This window comes from Clostridium sp. KLE 1755 (genome assembly GCF_000466465.2).
Classification (GTDB): domain Bacteria; phylum Bacillota; class Clostridia; order Lachnospirales; family Lachnospiraceae; genus Eisenbergiella; species Eisenbergiella porci.
In genome coordinates this window covers 21,479-38,624 of sequence record NZ_KE992732.1, presented here as the reverse complement: position 1 = coordinate 38,624, position 17,146 = coordinate 21,479, and the positions used below count along the sequence as shown (strand labels likewise).

Annotated in this window: 13 protein-coding genes; 6 read left to right on the top strand and 7 right to left on the bottom strand. The window is 50.1% G+C overall.

The features are described 5' to 3' along the window. Nucleotides 1-16: 16 nt before the first annotated feature. The 7 genes from HMPREF1548_RS17250 to kdpA all read right to left on the bottom strand — a co-directional run bounded on the left by HMPREF1548_RS17250 (nucleotide 17) and on the right by kdpA (nucleotide 10,471). The gene (locus HMPREF1548_RS17250) at nucleotides 17-715 is read right to left on the bottom strand and encodes a response regulator (RefSeq protein WP_021637666.1); all 699 of its coding nucleotides are present in this window, start codon (nucleotides 713-715) and stop codon (nucleotides 17-19) included. Next, nucleotides 699-2,294 carry a DUF4118 domain-containing protein gene (locus HMPREF1548_RS17245; RefSeq protein WP_021637665.1) on the bottom strand — a complete coding sequence of 532 codons (1,596 nt, stop codon included), beginning with the start codon at nucleotides 2,292-2,294 and terminating at the stop codon, nucleotides 699-701. Before HMPREF1548_RS17245 ends, HMPREF1548_RS17250 begins: the two co-directional genes overlap by 17 nt. 17 nt (nucleotides 2,295-2,311) lie before the next feature. Continuing rightward, a complete protein-coding gene (locus HMPREF1548_RS17240) occupies nucleotides 2,312-3,013 on the bottom strand; it encodes a response regulator (protein WP_021637664.1) in 702 nt (233 codons plus the stop codon). 37 nt (nucleotides 3,014-3,050) lie between these two features. Then, nucleotides 3,051-5,774 (bottom strand): ATP-binding protein, encoded by a 2,724-nt coding sequence (locus tag HMPREF1548_RS17235; protein ID WP_021637663.1) that lies wholly within the window; start codon nucleotides 5,772-5,774, stop codon nucleotides 3,051-3,053. Between the two features lie 82 nt (nucleotides 5,775-5,856). Next, the gene (gene kdpC, locus HMPREF1548_RS17230) at nucleotides 5,857-6,465 is read right to left on the bottom strand and encodes a potassium-transporting ATPase subunit KdpC (protein ID WP_035322684.1); all 609 of its coding nucleotides are present in this window, start codon (nucleotides 6,463-6,465) and stop codon (nucleotides 5,857-5,859) included. A 59-nt stretch (nucleotides 6,466-6,524) separates the two neighbouring features. Further along, on the bottom strand, nucleotides 6,525-8,603 hold the full coding sequence (gene kdpB / locus HMPREF1548_RS17225; protein WP_035322682.1) for a potassium-transporting ATPase subunit KdpB: 2,079 nt from the start codon (nucleotides 8,601-8,603) through the stop codon (nucleotides 6,525-6,527). 50 nt (nucleotides 8,604-8,653) lie between these two features. Then, nucleotides 8,654-10,471, bottom strand: a complete 1,818-nt coding sequence (gene kdpA / locus HMPREF1548_RS17220; RefSeq protein WP_021637660.1) for a potassium-transporting ATPase subunit KdpA — start codon at nucleotides 10,469-10,471, stop codon at nucleotides 8,654-8,656. A 592-nt stretch (nucleotides 10,472-11,063) separates the two neighbouring features. On the opposite strand from kdpA, the gene HMPREF1548_RS17215 reads away from it, so the two are divergent. The 6 genes from HMPREF1548_RS17215 (at nucleotide 11,064) to HMPREF1548_RS17190 (ending at nucleotide 17,046) form a co-directional block, all read left to right on the top strand. Then, nucleotides 11,064-14,219, top strand: a complete 3,156-nt coding sequence (locus HMPREF1548_RS17215; RefSeq protein WP_021637658.1) for a leucine-rich repeat protein — start codon at nucleotides 11,064-11,066, stop codon at nucleotides 14,217-14,219. 210 nt (nucleotides 14,220-14,429) lie between these two features. Beyond that, nucleotides 14,430-14,693 (top strand): hypothetical protein, encoded by a 264-nt coding sequence (locus HMPREF1548_RS17210; RefSeq protein ID WP_035322680.1) that lies wholly within the window; start codon nucleotides 14,430-14,432, stop codon nucleotides 14,691-14,693. A 103-nt stretch (nucleotides 14,694-14,796) separates the two neighbouring features. Then, nucleotides 14,797-15,318: a zeta toxin family protein gene (locus HMPREF1548_RS17205; protein ID WP_390580511.1), complete on the top strand. Its 522-nt coding sequence runs from the start codon at nucleotides 14,797-14,799 to the stop codon at nucleotides 15,316-15,318. A 101-nt stretch (nucleotides 15,319-15,419) separates the two neighbouring features. Further along, nucleotides 15,420-15,968, top strand: coding sequence for a GNAT family N-acetyltransferase (locus tag HMPREF1548_RS17200; protein ID WP_021637653.1), 549 nt, complete (start codon nucleotides 15,420-15,422; stop codon nucleotides 15,966-15,968). 140 nt (nucleotides 15,969-16,108) lie between these two features. Continuing rightward, nucleotides 16,109-16,645 carry a helix-turn-helix domain-containing protein gene (locus tag HMPREF1548_RS17195; RefSeq protein WP_035322679.1) on the top strand — a complete coding sequence of 179 codons (537 nt, stop codon included), beginning with the start codon at nucleotides 16,109-16,111 and terminating at the stop codon, nucleotides 16,643-16,645. A gap of 23 nt (nucleotides 16,646-16,668) precedes the next feature. Further along, nucleotides 16,669-17,046, top strand: a complete 378-nt coding sequence (locus HMPREF1548_RS17190) for a hypothetical protein (protein ID WP_025488262.1) — start codon at nucleotides 16,669-16,671, stop codon at nucleotides 17,044-17,046. Nucleotides 17,047-17,146 lie beyond the last annotated feature (100 nt).

The window sequence follows — 17,146 nt, the reverse complement described above, 5'->3', positions numbered from 1 at the left end:
CATGAAAACACGGCGGCTATTCATCAGCCATCCGATACCCCACTCCGATTTCCGTCAGGAGATACCGCGGCTTGGCGGGATTCTTCTCTATCTTACGGCGCAGGGCGGCCATCAGGGCACGGAGGGCCTGGGTATCGGAATCATAGGAAACACCCCAGACCTCCTTCAGCAGGTAGCCGCTGGTCAGCACCTTGCCTGCATTTTTCATAAGCAGAGACATCAGGCTGAATTCCATGGGGGTCAGGTGCAGCGGTTCACCGTCCAGGGAAGCGGTATGCTTTTCCACGTCCAGCTCCAGACCTCCCACCCGGTACACCGACTGCGGGCGGGGGAGCCCCTGACGGTAAAGGTGGCGCAGCGCCACACGGATGCGCGCCAACAGCTCCGTTGCAGAGAAGGGCTTGGTCAGATAGTCATCCGCGCCCATATCCAGCACAGCGGCCTTCTCCCTGTCCTGATCCCTGGCGGATACGATGATGACAGGCATTTCCGACCACTCCCTTACCTTTTTCAGCACCTCCCCGCCATCCATGTCGGGAAGGCCCAAATCCAGGAGCATCATGTCCGCCGGCTCCGCCAGCAGCTGCTTCATAGCCGTTGCCGCATTCCCTGCGGTGATGCACCGGAAGCCCTCCGCCTTCAGCGCATAACAGATAAAATTCCTGATCTGTATATCATCCTCCACCACCAGAATCATCTCATGATACTGCTCCATTGCCCTGCTCCTTTCCGTCCTTAACAGCTTCCTCCCCCGCCGTATCCGTTTTCAGGGGCAGGGTAAAAATAAATTCCGCCCCCGGGCCGTCCGTTCTGTTATGGGCCTCCATCCTCCCGCCGTGCTGGCGGACTATGGATTCGCTGATGGTCAGGCCCAGCCCGATTCCCTTCCGGGAATCCACCGGCTTGATCTGCGAGGTATAAAAGGTCTGGAAAATATTCGGCAGATCCTCCGCAGCAATGCCCTCTCCTCTGTCCGCTACGGTGAATACGGCATTTTCTCCCCGGCTGTCCTTTTTTACCGTCACCCTGATTTCCTGCGTCGCATCGGTATGCTTTACCGCATTATCCAGTAGATTAATCAGCACCTGCATAATCAGCCTGGCATCCATGGGCACCATAAGCACCTCCTCCGGCGCCTCCACCTGAATTTCATGCTCCGGCGCCCTGCCGGCCATCCGGGCCACCGCGCCGCCTACAATTTCCTCTGCCGCCTCCTCCTGACTGCGGATCACCATCCGTCCTTCCTGCAGCCTTGTAAGGCCGAGGATGTTTTCCACCATGCCGTGGAGCCAGACGGCATCCTTATGGATCCCCAAAGCCAGCTCAAAGCGGGGATCCTCTCTGCGGGACATATCCATAATCATTTCCGACGTACCCATAATCCCTGAAAGCGGCGTGCGCAGATCATGGGATATGGCCCGGAGAAGATTTCCCCGGTATCTTTCCTGCTGCATCTGCTGCTGGGAGGCTGCCTGCTCCCTGACCGCCAGTATCCGATCCATGGCCAGAGCCACACACTCCAGCATGGAATGAAGAAAAACCATCTGCGCATCATCAAAGCCGGCCGCTTTTTCCGCCGGAATCCGTACCACGCCCAGAATCCCCTGCCCGCCGTAAACGGGCCAGTCATAAAATTCCGGGCCGACAGCAAAGGACGTATGCAGCTGCCCCAGCCTTTTCTTCAGCTCCTCTTCGCCCTCCAGCCTTTTGCTGACAAGCGCTCCTTCCTCCGTCCGCTGCAGGAAGGTCTTTTCCGGGCTTCCCTTTTCATCATAACACAGGCAGGCAGCCTGGCAGCCAAGCAGATCACTGATAATTACGACCGCGGTTTCCGCCGCATCCGAAAGCTCCTTCGCCTCCGTCAGACGGCTGGTAAGGCGGTATAGGGCCTGCGTTTCCCGCTCCTTTTCCAGCGCCCTTTCGGCGTTTTCCTTCTCCCTGGAGGTGAGCGTGCTCGTCACGAAGGCCACCACTGTCATGACCGCAAAGGTAACCATATAGCCCGCATCATAAAACTGAAGGGAATGGTAAGGCTTTGTGAAAAAATAATTGAAGGTGAGAGTTGCCGCCACCGAGGCCAGAATTCCCCAGAAATAGCCTCTGGTGAGGCTGGAGGTGATAAATACGGCCAGGATATATAGAAGCACCACATTTGTTTCCTTAAAGCCTATTTTACGAAACAGCAATCCCACCAGCGTGGCCGACAGCAAAAACACCGCAGTTTCCAACGTATAAAGCGGCCACAGCCGCCCATCCCTTCCGCCAGGCCCCGCCTGCTCCTCTTTCCTGCTCATAAAAACCCCTTTCCGGCCTACAACCGGTTCATTTTATAACCGATTCCCACCCTGGTCTGGATGTAGCGGGGATTTTCCCTGTCCGGCTCGATCTTTTTGCGCAGGGTTGCCATATAGACGCGCAGGGAAGGGATATCGCTCACATTTACATTTTCCCATACCTTGTTCACCAGATACTGATGGGTGAGCACCTTGCCCACGTTTCTCGCCAGCTCGCACAACAGCCTGTATTCAATGGGAGACAGATGCAGCTCTTTCTCTCCCATATGGACCTCCGCCGCCGCAAAATCTATTTTCAGATCCCCGTTGGTAAAAACAGTGGTTACCTGCCCGTTTTCAGACTGTATGTAGCTGATGCGCCGGAAGGTGGAACGCAGCCTTGCCAGCAGCTCCTCCACGCTGAAGGGCTTGGTGAGGTAATCGTCCGCACCCGCATCAAGCGCTTCTATTTTATCCTGATCCTCCGTGCGCGCGCTGATAACTATAATCGGGACCGAAGACCAGCTCCTGACCCTGCGTATAATCTCCACGCCGTCCATATCCGGCAGACCCAGATCCAGAAGAATGATTTCCGGGCTGTGGGAGGTGATTTCCATCAGGGCCTGCGCCCCGTTGGATGCCTTTTCATAATGATAGCCCTGGGTTTCCAGGGTAGTCGCAATCAGATTGGAGATTGCCTTTTCATCCTCCACAATCAGAAGGTTATGTTTTGTTTCCATACTTCAAACGCACCTTTCCTTCCGCAGGCGCCTCTTTTTACAGAGCCGCCTGCGAAATATCCCTGCCCAAATCCTCCGCCTTCAAATCAAACAGAAAACAGGTCCCCCGGGGGACATTGTCCCGTACCTCCAGCCGGCCTCCGTGCGCCTCCACAATGGAACGGCACAGGGAAAGCCCTACCCCCATGCTGCGCGTACCATCCGCCGCCTGGTATTCTCCTGTGTAAAAAAGGTCGAATACCTTTTCCTTTCTGTCATCGGGAATCCCCTGCCCGTCGTCCGCAATATTCACATAGATCCTGTCACCCAGCTTTTTTGCGGAAATATCGATATGGGAATCCTCCGGCGTATATTTGATGGCATTGTCCACAATATTCATGATCACCTGCATGATCAGCCTGGCATCCATCCAGGCCATTAGAAATTCGTCCTCCAGGCGGACCTGTATCTTATGCCCGCGCAGCCTCCTCCGGATATGGTTAAGCGCCTCGTCAATCACATCCTCCAGCAGCTCCGGCTGCAGCTTCAGCTCCATGCTGCCGTTTTCAATCTTCGTTACGGACAGCAGGTTCTCCACCAGGTTATACAGCCACACGGAATCATCGTAAATATCCTCATACAGCTTTTGCTTCTGCTCCCGGCTCAGGCTGTCCCCCCGGTCCATCAACATACCCGAATTGCCGGAAATGCTTGTAAGGGGCGTCCGCAAATCATGGGAAATGCTCCGGAGAAGATTGCTGCGCAGCTGCTCCTGCTTAATGCGCAGCCGCGCCTGGTTACGATCCTCCATGCTCTTTTCCTTTTCCAGCGCCAGCGCCGCCTCGTTCAGCATGGCGTTCAGTATGCTTTCATCAAAGGCAGGCAGGAAGCCTTCCCCCAGGCAGATGCCCACCACGCCATATACTGCGTTGGCGCTGCGTACCGCCAGGTACAGCCCCTTCGCGCCGGGAAGGGTTCCTGTGGATGCCCCTGCATGCTTATTATTCCTGAAGCTCCAGGAGGCAACCGCCGTCTCATCCGGGGAAAGCAGCTCCTGGATATGGCTGTTTTTTTCCCTGGGAAAACAGTATGGCCTGACGCCCTCCCCGGGTTCTCCCGCATAATATACCACATCCCGGTTCAGGAGCTTTACCAGCTGCTCCGCCACCGTTTCCGCAATTGCCGCCTCTCCGGAGGCCATCTGCAGCTTCCGGCTGGTATCCAGGAGTATTTCCATCCTCCATGCCTTTTTTACGGCCTGCCTGCCGTAGGATTTCACCCTTTTTGCCAGGAAAGCAGTGATAAAGCCGGCCAGGAACATGATTAAAAAGGTAATCATATATCCCGGATCGCTGACGCGCAGGGAATGATAGGGATAGGTAAAAAAAATGTTGAAGCATGCCACGCTCAGCACCGAGGCCAGAATATTATATATCTGATTTTCTGTAATCAGGGCGATCAGAAGCACTCCCAATATATATATGGTTACAATGTTGGCTTCATCAATGCCAAGCAGCCGGAACAGATACGCCAGGATGGTGGAGGCGGCCAGAATTGCGGCCATCAGCAACGTATCCCGCAGATAATTCTGTCCCTTTGCCGCTATCAGCCTTTCCAGATGTTTTTTCCGCTGATATTTCTGTGTATAATTGTCCGGAATCAGGTAGACCTCCAGCCTGGGCACCAGCGCAGTAAGCTGATCCGCGAAATTCACATTCTGAGAAAAAAGCCGCCGCTTCGTATAGCTTCTTCCCAGAACGATCTTGGACACGCCGGAAATCCTGGCATATTCCGCTATCTGCCTGGTAATGTCCCCACCATACAGGGTTACCGCCCTGGCCCCCAGCTGCTCTGCCAGCCGCTGGTTCATGCGGAGCCGCAGCGCATCCTCTTCCGCCATCCCCTCACCGCCGGGCATCTCCACATGCACAGCCGTAAACCGGGCGCGGAAGGCATTGGCCATCCTTGCCGCCGCCCTTATGACCTTGGCGTTGGAGGGCGATGAGGACAGACACACCAGGATATGCTCCCCCGTATAATATTCGCTGTCCCGGTTCTGTTCCCGGTTCCTCTCCGTCACCCGGTTCACCCTGTCGGCGGTTCTGCGAAGCGCTATTTCCCGCAGCGCCGTCAGATTGTCTATCGTGAAAAAATGATCCATGGCGTTATCCGCCTGCCCGGGCCGGTAAACCTTTCCCTCCTTCAGCCGTTCCAGCAGTTCCTGGGGTTCGATATCCACCAGCTCCACCTGATCCGCCCTGTCAAATACAAAATCCGGGATTCTTTCCTGCACCGTAATCCCGGTGATGGATGCCACAATATCATTCAGGCTTTCCAGATGCTGTACATTCACGGTCGTATACACGCTGATTCCCGCCTTCAGCAGCTCCTGGATATCCTGATACCGCTTGGTATGCCGGCAGCCCGCCGCATTGGTGTGGGCCAGCTCATCCACCAGAAGCAGCTGGGGATGCCTGCAAAGCGCCCCATCCAAATTAAATTCCTTCAGCAGGATATTTTTATAGGGCAGCTCCAATACGGGCAGCTGTTCCAGCCCGTTCAGCAATGCCATGGTTTCCGGGCGGGCATGAGGCTCTATGTAGCCCGCCGCCACGTCGATTCCCGACTCCGCCGCCTGACGGGCCGCCTCCAGCATAGCGTAGGTTTTCCCCACACCCGCTGCATAGCCGAAAAATATTTTCAGTTTTCCCTGATTTTCCCTTGCTTCCTCTTCCTTTACCTGCTCCAGAAGCTTATCGGGATTCGGTCTGTTTTCATCCATTCCGTCTATTCTCCTTAGCTGAAAACGGCTGTTCCTGAAATCACAGTAAGCCGGCAGTCCCGGGACTGTCGGCGCTGCTTCCTCATTCTGTGAGAATTCCGTCAAGAGCCAGATTTACTTCAAGCACATTCACAGTTTTCTCTCCCAGTATACCAAGGAACCTGCCGTTTGTATACTTTGCAATCACCTCTCTGACTTTCTCCTCCGGAATGTCCCTGGCCTGGGCAATCCGCGGCACCTGATACTCTGCGGCCGCCGGTGATATATGGGGATCAAGGCCGCTGCCGGAGCAGGTAACCAGCTCCACCGGGATGGCATCCATATCCGCATCCGGGTTTGCCTCCCGGATCATGGCTACTCTTTCGGCGGTCATTTTTTCAAATTCCTCCCCGGCGGGGGACTTGTTGGAAGCGCCCGCATACATCAGCGGATTCCCCTCCTCATCCTGATAAGTGGATACATCCAGAATCATGATTCTTCCCCAGAGGTGCTCCGGATCCGTAAACTGCTGTCCCAGCAGCCCGCTTCCGTACTTAACCCCATTTACCTCTATTATGCTGCCATTGGCCTTATCTTTGAAAAAAAGTGCGGATATCCCGGTCATGGCCAGCGTGTACAAAAGACCGCACAAAATCATCATTATCAAAAACAGCAGGGCGCTTTTCCCTGAAATTTTTCTGAAATCCTTCATTCCTGTCATCCTCCTACTTACTTTGCGCTGCAAAATATGAGCCTTCCTTTGCCTTTTTCCTAGGCAAACAGCCCGCAAGCCGTCAGCATCATATCGATCAGCTTGATACAAATAAAGGGGGCGATAATTCCGCCTGCCCCGTAAACAAGCAGGTTCCGGGAAAGCAGCTTCCCTGCGGATACCTCTCTGTATTTAACCCCCTTAAGCGCCAGCGGTATCAGCGCCACGATGATCAGGGCGTTGTAAATAATCGCAGAAAAGATTGCGCTCTGTGCGCTGTGCAACCCCATGATATTAAGCGCCGCCAATCCGGGATACAGCCCCATGAACAGGGCCGGTATAATTGCAAAATACTTGGCCACATCATTGGCAATACTGAAGGTAGTCAGGCTGCCTCTGGTCATCAGCAGCTGTTTGCCGATTCTTACAATGTCAATCAGCTTGGTGGGCGAGCTGTCCAGATCCACCATGTTGCCCGCTTCCTTTGCCGCCTGGGTACCTGTATTCATGGCTACCGCCACGTCCGCCTGGGCCAGCGCCGGCGCATCATTGGTGCCGTCGCCGGTCATGGCAACCATATGTCCCCCGGCCTGCAGCTTCCGGATCATGGCCAGCTTTCCTTCCGGTGTTGCCTCTGCGAGGAAATCATCCACACCTGCTTCCGCCGCAATCGCCGCAGCGGTCAGCGGATTGTCGCCTGTAACCATCACTGTCCGGATGCCCATCTTTCTCAGGTCGGCAAATTTCTCCTTTACTCCCGCCTTAATGATATCCTTCAGATAAATCACGCCGAGAATGATATGATCCTTCGATACCACCAGCGGCGTGCCGCCCTGGCTGGCAATTCTCTTCACCACATCGCCGCATTCCCCACTGTAAATCCCGCCATGCGCCTCCACATATTCCTTCATGGAATCGGCCGCGCCCTTGCGGATTTCGGAACCTTTCGTATTTACGCCGCTCATTCTTGTTTTGGCGGTAAAGGGGATAAATTCCATAGGGGCCTCCGACAGGTTTCTTCCGCGGATGCCGAATTTTTCCTTCGCCAGGATTACCACGCTTCTGCCCTCCGGTGTTTCATCGGGAAGGGAAGCCAGCTGCGCCGCATCCGCCAGCTCCTGCGCCGTATGGCCGTCCACCGGGATGAATTCACTGGCCTGCCGGTTACCCAGGGTAATGGTGCCCGTTTTATCCAGCAGCAGTGTATCCACATCACCGGCCGCCTCAATGGCACGGCCGCTCATCGCAAGCACATTTGCCTCATTCAGACGGCTCATGCCCGCAATGCCGATGGCGGAAAGCAGCGCGCCTATGGTTGTGGGAGCCAAGCAGACAAGAAGCGCCACAAGCGATGTCACGGAGGTGGGGTTTTCCACCCCCATCTGCTTTGCCGAAAACAGGGAATACGCATACAAGGCCATAACTACCAGGATAAATATGATGGACAAGGCAACCAGGAAAATCTCCAGCGCAATTTCATTGGGGGTTTTCTTTCTTGCCGCGCCTTCTACCATGGCGATCATTTTATCCAGGAAGCTCTGTCCGGGATCGCTGGTAATTCTTATCACAATCCAGTCGGAAAGGACTCTCGTTCCTCCGGTGACCGCGCTCCTGTCACCCCCGGCTTCCCTGACCACCGGCGCTGATTCCCCGGTAATGGCGCTTTCATCCACGGAGGCTGCGCCTTCAATTACCTCACCGTCACCGGGTATCTGTTCCCCGGCCCTGACGATTACGATATCCCCTTTTAAGAGCTTTGCTGACGCAACGTCTGTGATCTGATCCTTCTTTTGGGGGGAAGGGATTTTATGCGCCTCCACATCCTGCTTTGCAGCCCGCAGGGAGTCCGCCTGGGCCTTGCCCCGGCCCTCCGCAATGGCTTCGGCAAAGTTGGCAAACAATACGGTAATCCAGAGAATAACCGTAATGCCCAGGATATAGACCGGCGCCGCATCCCTGATTCCAAACAGGGATACGAGCCACAGCACCGTGGTCAGAACCGCCGACACAAATACCAGGAACATTACCGGATTTTTCAGCTGTGCCGATGGCGCCAGCTTCAGGAATGCATCCCTGAAGGCCCGCAGGACCATTTTTCTATCGTGAAGGGCACTTTTTGTTTTAATTCCGCTGCTCATTTCTGTTACCTCCATATTAAATAAAATAACTGTTCAGGATGGCGCATCTCTCAGCCTGCCATCTGAAAATATTCCGCAATCGGCCCCAGCGCCAATGCCGGGAAGAAGCTCAGGGCGCCCACCAGAAGTACCACGAATATCAGAAGAAATACAAACAGCCCGTTACAGGTGGAAAGGGTTCCTGCCGTTGCAGCCACCTTTTTCTTTTTAGCCATGCTGCCCGCCACCAGAAGCATGGCCGCCATGGGGATGAACCTCGCGCCCAGCATAACCAGGCCAATGGATACGTTAATAAAAGGGGTGTTTGCATTGAAGCCGGCAAAGGCGGAACCATTGTTTCCTCCGGCCGAGGAATAGGCATAAAGCACCTCCGACAAGCCATGCGCCCCGGTATTATTCAGACTGTCCGCCGTGGAAGGGAGGAGCGTTGCAATACCGCTGCCTGCCAGAATTACAAGCGGTGTGGCCAGACAGCAAAGCACAGCCATTTTCATTTCAAAGGGTTCGATTTTCTTTCCCAGATATTCCGGCGTGCGCCCTACCATCAGCCCTGCTATGAAAACGGCGAGGATGGCAAATGCAAGCATGCCGTAAAGTCCGCAGCCAACGCCGCCGAATACCACCTCTCCCAGCTGCATGAGGAGCATGGGCACCAGGCCGCCGACAGGCGTATAGGAATCATGCATGGAATTTACGGAACCATTGGAGGCCGCAGTGGTCCAGGCTGCCCAGGTCACGGATGTGGCAATGCCGAAGCGTGTTTCCTTCCCTTCCATATTTCCGCCGGCTGTCCCGTCCGTACTGTCCACAGCCACCGCGCCGTCCTGCGCCAGCTGAGGCGTCCCGTTGTGTTCATTTACCGCACAAACAGCTAAAGCTGCCGTCAGAAGGATAAACATGGCGGCAAATATCGCATAGCCCTGTCTTTTATCCTTTACATTCCTTCCGAAGGTAAAGCAGAGCGCCACCGGTATCAGAAGCAGATAAAGCATTTCAATCAGGTTGCTGAAAATCGTGGGATTTTCAAAGGGATGGGTGGAATTCAGGCCGAAGAAGCCGCCGCCGTTGGTCCCCAGCTGCTTGATAGAAATCTGGCTTGCCGCAGGCCCCAGAGGGATTACCTGCTCTGTAACGATCCTGGACGCCTCAACCGGTACGCCGTCCACCGTCACCGCGCCGGTTTCTTTATCCACATGCGCTCCTTCGATGATTTCTCCATTTTCATCCAAAGCCACCGGCTCAAGCAGCTCCGCCTTATCATAAGGCCGCAGGCTCTGCACCGCCCCCTGGGAGCTGATGAGGATGCTTCCCACAACAGCCAGCGGAAGCAGGATGTAAACAACGGCTCTGGTCAGGTCGGCCCAGAAATTGCCGATGCCGTTTTGCTTCACTCTGACAAAGCCCCGGATTACCGCAAACAACACCGCGATTCCCGTGGCCGCGGACACAAAGTTCTGTACTGTCAGGCCCATCATCTGGGAAAAATAGCTCAGCGCGCTTTCACCGCTGTAGGCCTGCCAGTTGGTATTGGTCATAAAGCTGACTGCCGTGTTGAAGGCCAGGTGCCAGGAGTTTCCCGGGATGTGCTCCGGGTTCAGCGGCAGGATCCCCTGCAGAAGCAGCATAAAAAACAATACCAGAAAACCGATTGCATTAAATATGACCGCGCTCATTATGTATTTCTTCGCAGACATTTCCTCCCTGCTGTCTATACGGAGGATTTTATATATCAGCCTTTCGCAGGGACCGCAGATGGGGGAAAGGATTACCTTCCCGCCGTCCATAACCCTTCCGATATAAGCTCCCAGCGGAACAGCCAGCACCACAAGGATAATAAGATAAACCGCATATTGCATAAAGCTTTCCATTACCTGTCTTCTCCCTTCAATAAAATAACAAAGTAATAAATCAGCATGCCGATGCCTGTCGCAGCTATCAGCCAAATCAATATATCCATCACTGTCTCCCTTCCGCCGCCCGGGGACGGCATAGCTGTATTGATGCATCAGGGCGAGGCCTTTTGACGGCTCCGGCCCTGATTACTGATTGAAGTATAGCAGGGTCCGTAAAAAAATAGGGTTAGAGAAATCCCTCCCATGTTAAAATTGTGTTAAAAGGGGGGATTACCCCCACAGTGTACGGGCCGTCCGGTTGGGAGGTTTTCCAGGACATGGGAGGGTGGACAGATGATTCTCGTAAAAGCTGTTGAAACTTATCACTATTTCTTTAAGAGGTATTGCATTTTTATTACGGTTTGAGGGAAAATTTTACTTGTATTTTGGGTTTGTATTGCTATTCCATTAAGATTTTGCGGATTGGAATTCTTTTGTTAATCTTAAGATTTACTTCATTGTTTTCCTATGTGGGATGGTTCATAATGGGGGTATAAGGAAGCAGATTGTTTATTTTTAATAGGTAATTGCGTAACAAGTCCGCAATTAGAAGAGGGGAGGCATCTTAATGAATGGTTTGAGACGTGTTTCTATATTGCTTGGAGTCAGCCTGGTGCTGACGCTTTTTCTGGGGGGAATGACTGTCCTGGCGGATGAGGCTGGGAGCGTGAGCGGGAATTCCAACCCGGAGCCTCCTGTTGTGGAGGCGCCGCCGGAGACTCCCGGTGAACCTGACGGGAATGGGACACCTGTACCCCCTGCGCCCGCTGAGCCTTACCTTTGCGGGAAGGACGGAATTATTACAGGGGTGAACCCCGAATACATACAGGGCCTGCTGGCACAGGGAACGAATCAGATGAAGCTGGTTATTCCTGCTGTGGTTGGAGGCGTTCCGGTGAAGGGCATTGGGGATAATGCCTTTAATCAGAGTAATTATGCCAGCATTAGTTTTGTTGGGCTGGATTTATCTGCTGCCACCGGTCTTACTGCCATCGGGAAAGGTGCATTTTTTAACTGTACGGGGCTGACGGGCGGCCTCAGGCTTCCTGCAGGAATAACATCGGTAGGGGAAAATGCTTTTTATTCCGCGGGATACCGTTTTGTTTATCTTTCGGGTAAGAACACTGTATATGGGGATTCGGCATTCGGCGGGGGAGCGCTTGCTGCGGTTGTCTGCCCGGACAAGTCTTCCTATGACGCACTTACCGTCAAACCGCCGGTGGATCGCGCAGAAAAGCTGACTTACCCTGTCACTCTGCGTTTTGTGGATGAGGCGGGAAATGAGGCGGCTAAGGCCAGGGCGGCATTGTACCGGATGCCTTTGAAGTATGTACAGAAGGATAATAAATCCTGGACAATTAAGGCGGATTATAAGCTTCCGGAACCTTCCGCGGGTACGTCTTCCAATAATTGGAGGTGGGTATTTGATAAGGGAAGCAGCACCGGGGTTACCCCTGATTCCCTTGTGACCGGCGAGGTGCTCACACTGATTCAGCCGCTGGATCTGCCTCAGGTAGGCTTTGGCGGCGATATTGATAAGACCTATGACGGCAAACCGGCTTCTCTCAATGTCTCAGCCAGCCATCCCCATTACTCTTCCTATCAGGGCGCGCAGAACGGGGATGTGATTTTCTATTTTATCTGGACCTGGGTTGACGAGAGCGGAAAAGAAACAAGAAAATCAGATTATGACTTATTCAATATGGAGTTCCGGGATGCGGGCAGCTTTACCTGCCGGGTTACGGTGCAGGCGGCAATCAAAGGCGAGAATAAGATCATTTATGAGGATCATCATGACTTTAAGGTGAAAATCCGTAAGGCAGAGCCTGATGTTACCCCTGTTATTTCCTCCGACAGCATCTCTGTCAGCGGCAGCCTCCCTACGCTTTCCCTGAAGGAAGGAAGCACGGAAGGCACTATCCGCTGGGATGACGGCCAGACGATTCAGGAAGGAAAACATGATTATTCCTGGACGTTCACGCCGAAGGACAGCAATAATTATACAGAGGCACAGGGCACAATAACCCTGGAGGGTGTTTCTGATGCCCTTTACGCAATTGAAGTTACAGTATCCGGTAAAGGTAAGGTATCTCCATCCGGCTCCTTCTCGTTAAGTAAAGGGGAGACTGTTGATTTCACCTTTACGCCTGAGCCGGGTTATAAGCTTGATTCCGTTACCTTTGACGGTGTTGATATCAAAGGGGAACTCAAGGAAAATACCTATCAGTTGAAAAATGTACCTGCCGGGGATTCCAAGACCCACAGGCTTGCGGTATCCTTCGTTATTATGGAATCTGAGGATATGAAAAAGGTGTTTGACAGCCTTCCTGTGTTAAGTGAAGGAAGCAGTGTCAATACAGAACAGGCAAATGCTTATCTGGATGCTAAAATCCAATATGAGGAGCTTTGCCAAAACCGTACGCCCAATATCCCCGAAGAAACGCTGCTGAAGTTCCACCGTTCCCTGCTGGCTCTCCCTTCTATTAAAATAGACGTGGATGAGACCGGGATCGTAACCATGTCCGACTATGCCGCACTTCTGTACGATATGACAGCGCAGGAAGCCAGGGAACTGAGAAACGGCGCCATTACTAACTACACAATAACAATCAATGTAAAAAAATCTACTGTTAATCCGGAACAGAAAAAGGAAATCCAGTCCCTGTTAAAGGATGCCGTTATCACTTCCGGAAGCTACGATATAAAGCTGTATAAGATTATTACCAAAGATAGCACCACCACAACCACTGCTTTATACGAAACACCCAAACAGCTCATTTTGAGCTTCCCTGTTCCAAAGGATATAAAGGCAGTTGCAAACGGATACCAGAGAACCTTTTATGTTGCCGGATTACATGAGAACAGCCGATCGCGTACTTCCGCTTCACTTTTTACCAACAGTGATTCTTCCGGAAAGACCATTACCATTAAATGTGATAAGTTTTCGGTGTTTTCAGTTATTTACCAGGACGTAAAAAAAGCGGAGGATTCCCACCACTCCGACAATAAGGATAATAACAGCTCCAACAATAATGACAATAACTCTTCTTCCAACACATACGTACCTGACTATGAGAAGGATTTCTGGGACAATGTGGTCAAGCTGATTAAAAAAGCAAAGGCCGGGGATACCGTAAATGTCAATGCGGTTACCTATGATAAAATGCCTGAAGCAGTTATGGCCGCCCTTCGGGAAAATCCTTATGTGGCCCTGATTGTGAGATGGGACGGAGGAAAGCCTGTCATTATACCGGCTCAGACGGCGCTGGTTTATGAAAAGGGACGTGTATATTATCCGCTCTCCCTTCTAAGTGAGCTGTACGCCAAGGTAAATGCGGCGCTTACAACGCCCGCTCCCGCTCCTTCGGGTTCCGGCTCCACTTCCAACAGCAATTCAGGAAAATCGTGGGAAATTTCCGCGCCTTCCTCCAATAAGACCTCCTCCTATACGCCAACGCCAAAGGATAAAGGTTCTGAGACAACAACGGAAACAGAGACGGAAAGCGAAACGGAAACACAGGAAACCGAAACCCCTTCGGAAACGATGGAGGAACCCACTCCCGCACCGGAAACCACTCCGGAGGAAGAGCTTCCTGTCAAGGAGCTGACAAAAAAATCAGAAAGCAAGACAATTACCATCGTTCTCATAGCCTCCTGCATCCTTCTGATACTGGTGGTGGTAATTATCGCAGTGCTTCTTTCAATTAAGAGAAAGAACAGATAAATACGTAATTCTAATTGCATGCAAGATCAAAGCTGCGGGCCGGAAAACAAAACCGTTTTCCGGCCCCTGTTTGTCTGCTGACAGAATATTTTATATTATGGATTACTGTTTATCGCAATAATAAATACAGTGCTTCATTTTTTATTATATTTCTGTTATAATTAAACAAATTTCCCGGCCTGATAAGTTTGAATTCGTATGAGGTTTATAATGAATAACAGCGAAAAAATATTTGCTCAAATTAAAATGTTATCCTCACACATTACAGAAAACACCTATTATGACAGGATACAGCAGGGATATGCACTTTTGACAGAGCTGCACGATATGAACTTAGAACAAAAAGATGTGTATCAGCCATTATATGAATACCATAATAGTCTGAATGATGGCCTTTCCCGTGATTATATCGCAGATCTTCTGGATTATGTGGCTGGCTGGTGTCCCCTGCAATACCGGATTTGGAACGATTGATTAAAGGCAGTTATGGAATGGTTATAAAGCAGAACTGACCGAACTCGTTTAAGAGTCGCCTTGCCAATAACAATAATTTTATTTATGAACACAATTAGTCTTAATAAAAAAGACAAGGAGAAAAATTATGAAAAAATTAGTTATATTAAGGGGCAATTCCGGTAGTGGGAAAACAATAGTTGCAAAAAAATTGCAGGAAAAGTTCGGCCCTAATACTATGAGGCTTTCCCATGATATGATTCGTATGGAAGTACTGCATGTATGGGGAGATGAAGGAATTGCGAAATCAGAGCCATTGATGATTAATTTATTAAAATATGGCAGGAAAAATTCCGAAATCACAATACTCGAAGGTATCTTACCCGCTAATGAGTATCATCGTTTATTTGAATCTGCCATAGAAGAATATGGCCAAAATATTTTTGCATACTATTATGATTTGCCATTTAAAGAAACACTGCTTCGACATAATACAAAACCAAATAGAAATGATTTCAGTGAGGCTGATATGAAGCGATGGTGGAGGGAGAAAGATTTTATAAATTTCATACCAGAAACTATTTTAACTAAAGAATTACGTCTGGAAGATACCGTGGAATTAATATACCAAAATGTTATGGCTTAATTTTTTAGTTTCTATAATTTCTTACAATAAAATAGGTGTGGTATTAGTTTATGGCGTTGTTTTATATACACATATCAAATTGAATGAGAGTAAATACATAAATGAAATATTCTAAAAAAATCGTTCTCAAAAATAATAAAGAATGCTTATTAAGAAACGCGGTGGCTTCAGATGCTCAACAAGTATATGATATTTTTAATTTGACTCATAGCCAGACAGATTTTTTACTGTCATATTCGGATGAGAACAGTTTTGATATAGAACAGGAACGACTGTTTTTAATAGATAAGGAAAACAGTGTAAATGAAATTGAAATTTGCGCCATTGTTGATGGGCACATTGTTGGAACTGCAGGTATTGAAGCCATAGGAAAGAAAGACAAGGTCAAGCACCGTGCTGAGTTTGGTATCAGTATCGAAAAGAGTTTTTGGGGCATGGGAATTGGCCGGGCCTTGACTATGACTTGTATAGAATGTGCCAAAACTGCCGGATATGTACAGTTAGAGTTAAATGTCGTAAGTGAAAACTACAGAGCCATCTCATTATACAAAAGTATAGGGTTCAGTGAATACGGCCGTAATCCTAAAGGTTTTTTCTCCCGCCACGCTGGCTGGCAGGAAGTAGTTTTGATGAGAATTGAGATTGCTTGAAAATTTCCTCTCGGCCGGACCGAAAAATAAAAATTTATAAGTATGCAACTTCAAGTAGCGGAAACGCAAATAGCAGTTGGTACTAATTCCTTTGACTGACACCTATAATCTATTCATAATCTATGAATGGAGGTAATGATATGAGCTTTGCGGAAAACCTGAAACAAATCAGGAAAGAAAAAAATATCTCCCAGGAGAAGCTTGCCGAATTGCTGGGTGTCAGCAGGCAGGCCGTATCAAAATGGGAACAAGGCATCGGGTATCCTGAGGTGGAAAAGCTTTTGCTTTTATCTAAAGAACTGAATATTTCTCTGGATAGTCTTATGGAAACGGAAATTGCCAATGGCGAAAACCCGGAAACCGGCAATGTAACAGGATCAATTGTAATTGAATCCCCAAATGAAAATATTGTCATGACCTGCTGTAAGGTTATGTCCTCCCCCCAATTTAAGGGCGGGAAAAAATCCCCGAAATATGCACTTATAGGCGTGCAGAGTAATGGAGGATCATCGTTTTGCGGGGAAAACACTACCTTTCTGGGATGGTATGCATCCCAGGAAAGCATAGCAAATGAAATCCGAAGTATTTATGAAGCTATCGCCAAAGGAATCCCTGCCTATTCTTTGAAATATAGTGTAAAAGTGGAAAAGCATTTGTTCTCTGTTAAAATAAAATAAATTTCAAATCAAAGGAGAAAATGATGAAAAAAAATTTGTGTATCTTGTGTTCTTTCATATTGATTTTAACATTAACAGCGTGCGGGACAGGTTTTGACGGCAGCCGAACAGGAAATGACAGTGAGCTTGTCATGGATTTTAAGATATTAAATACCACAGACTCGCAAGCTTTGGCTGCAGCAGAAGGCGATACTATTCATGCAGAGCTCGCGGCAAAGGACGGGTGCTTATCATTTACAATTCAGAAAGGTGATGAAGAACCTTTCTATGTAAGCGAGAAACTCATCGGTTCCCAGCAATTTGATTTTGAAATTAACGAAAGCGGTACATATACAGTTACAGTGACAGGAAAAAAGGCCAAAAACGGAAGTGTCAGCTTTACGGTTGTAAATAATCAATAGCCAAACCTCCGCTTATCACAATAGCCAAACCTCCGTCCCTTAGAATAATAATTTGGTACTATATACCCTTTCATGAAGAACATATTGCGTATTACCGGAA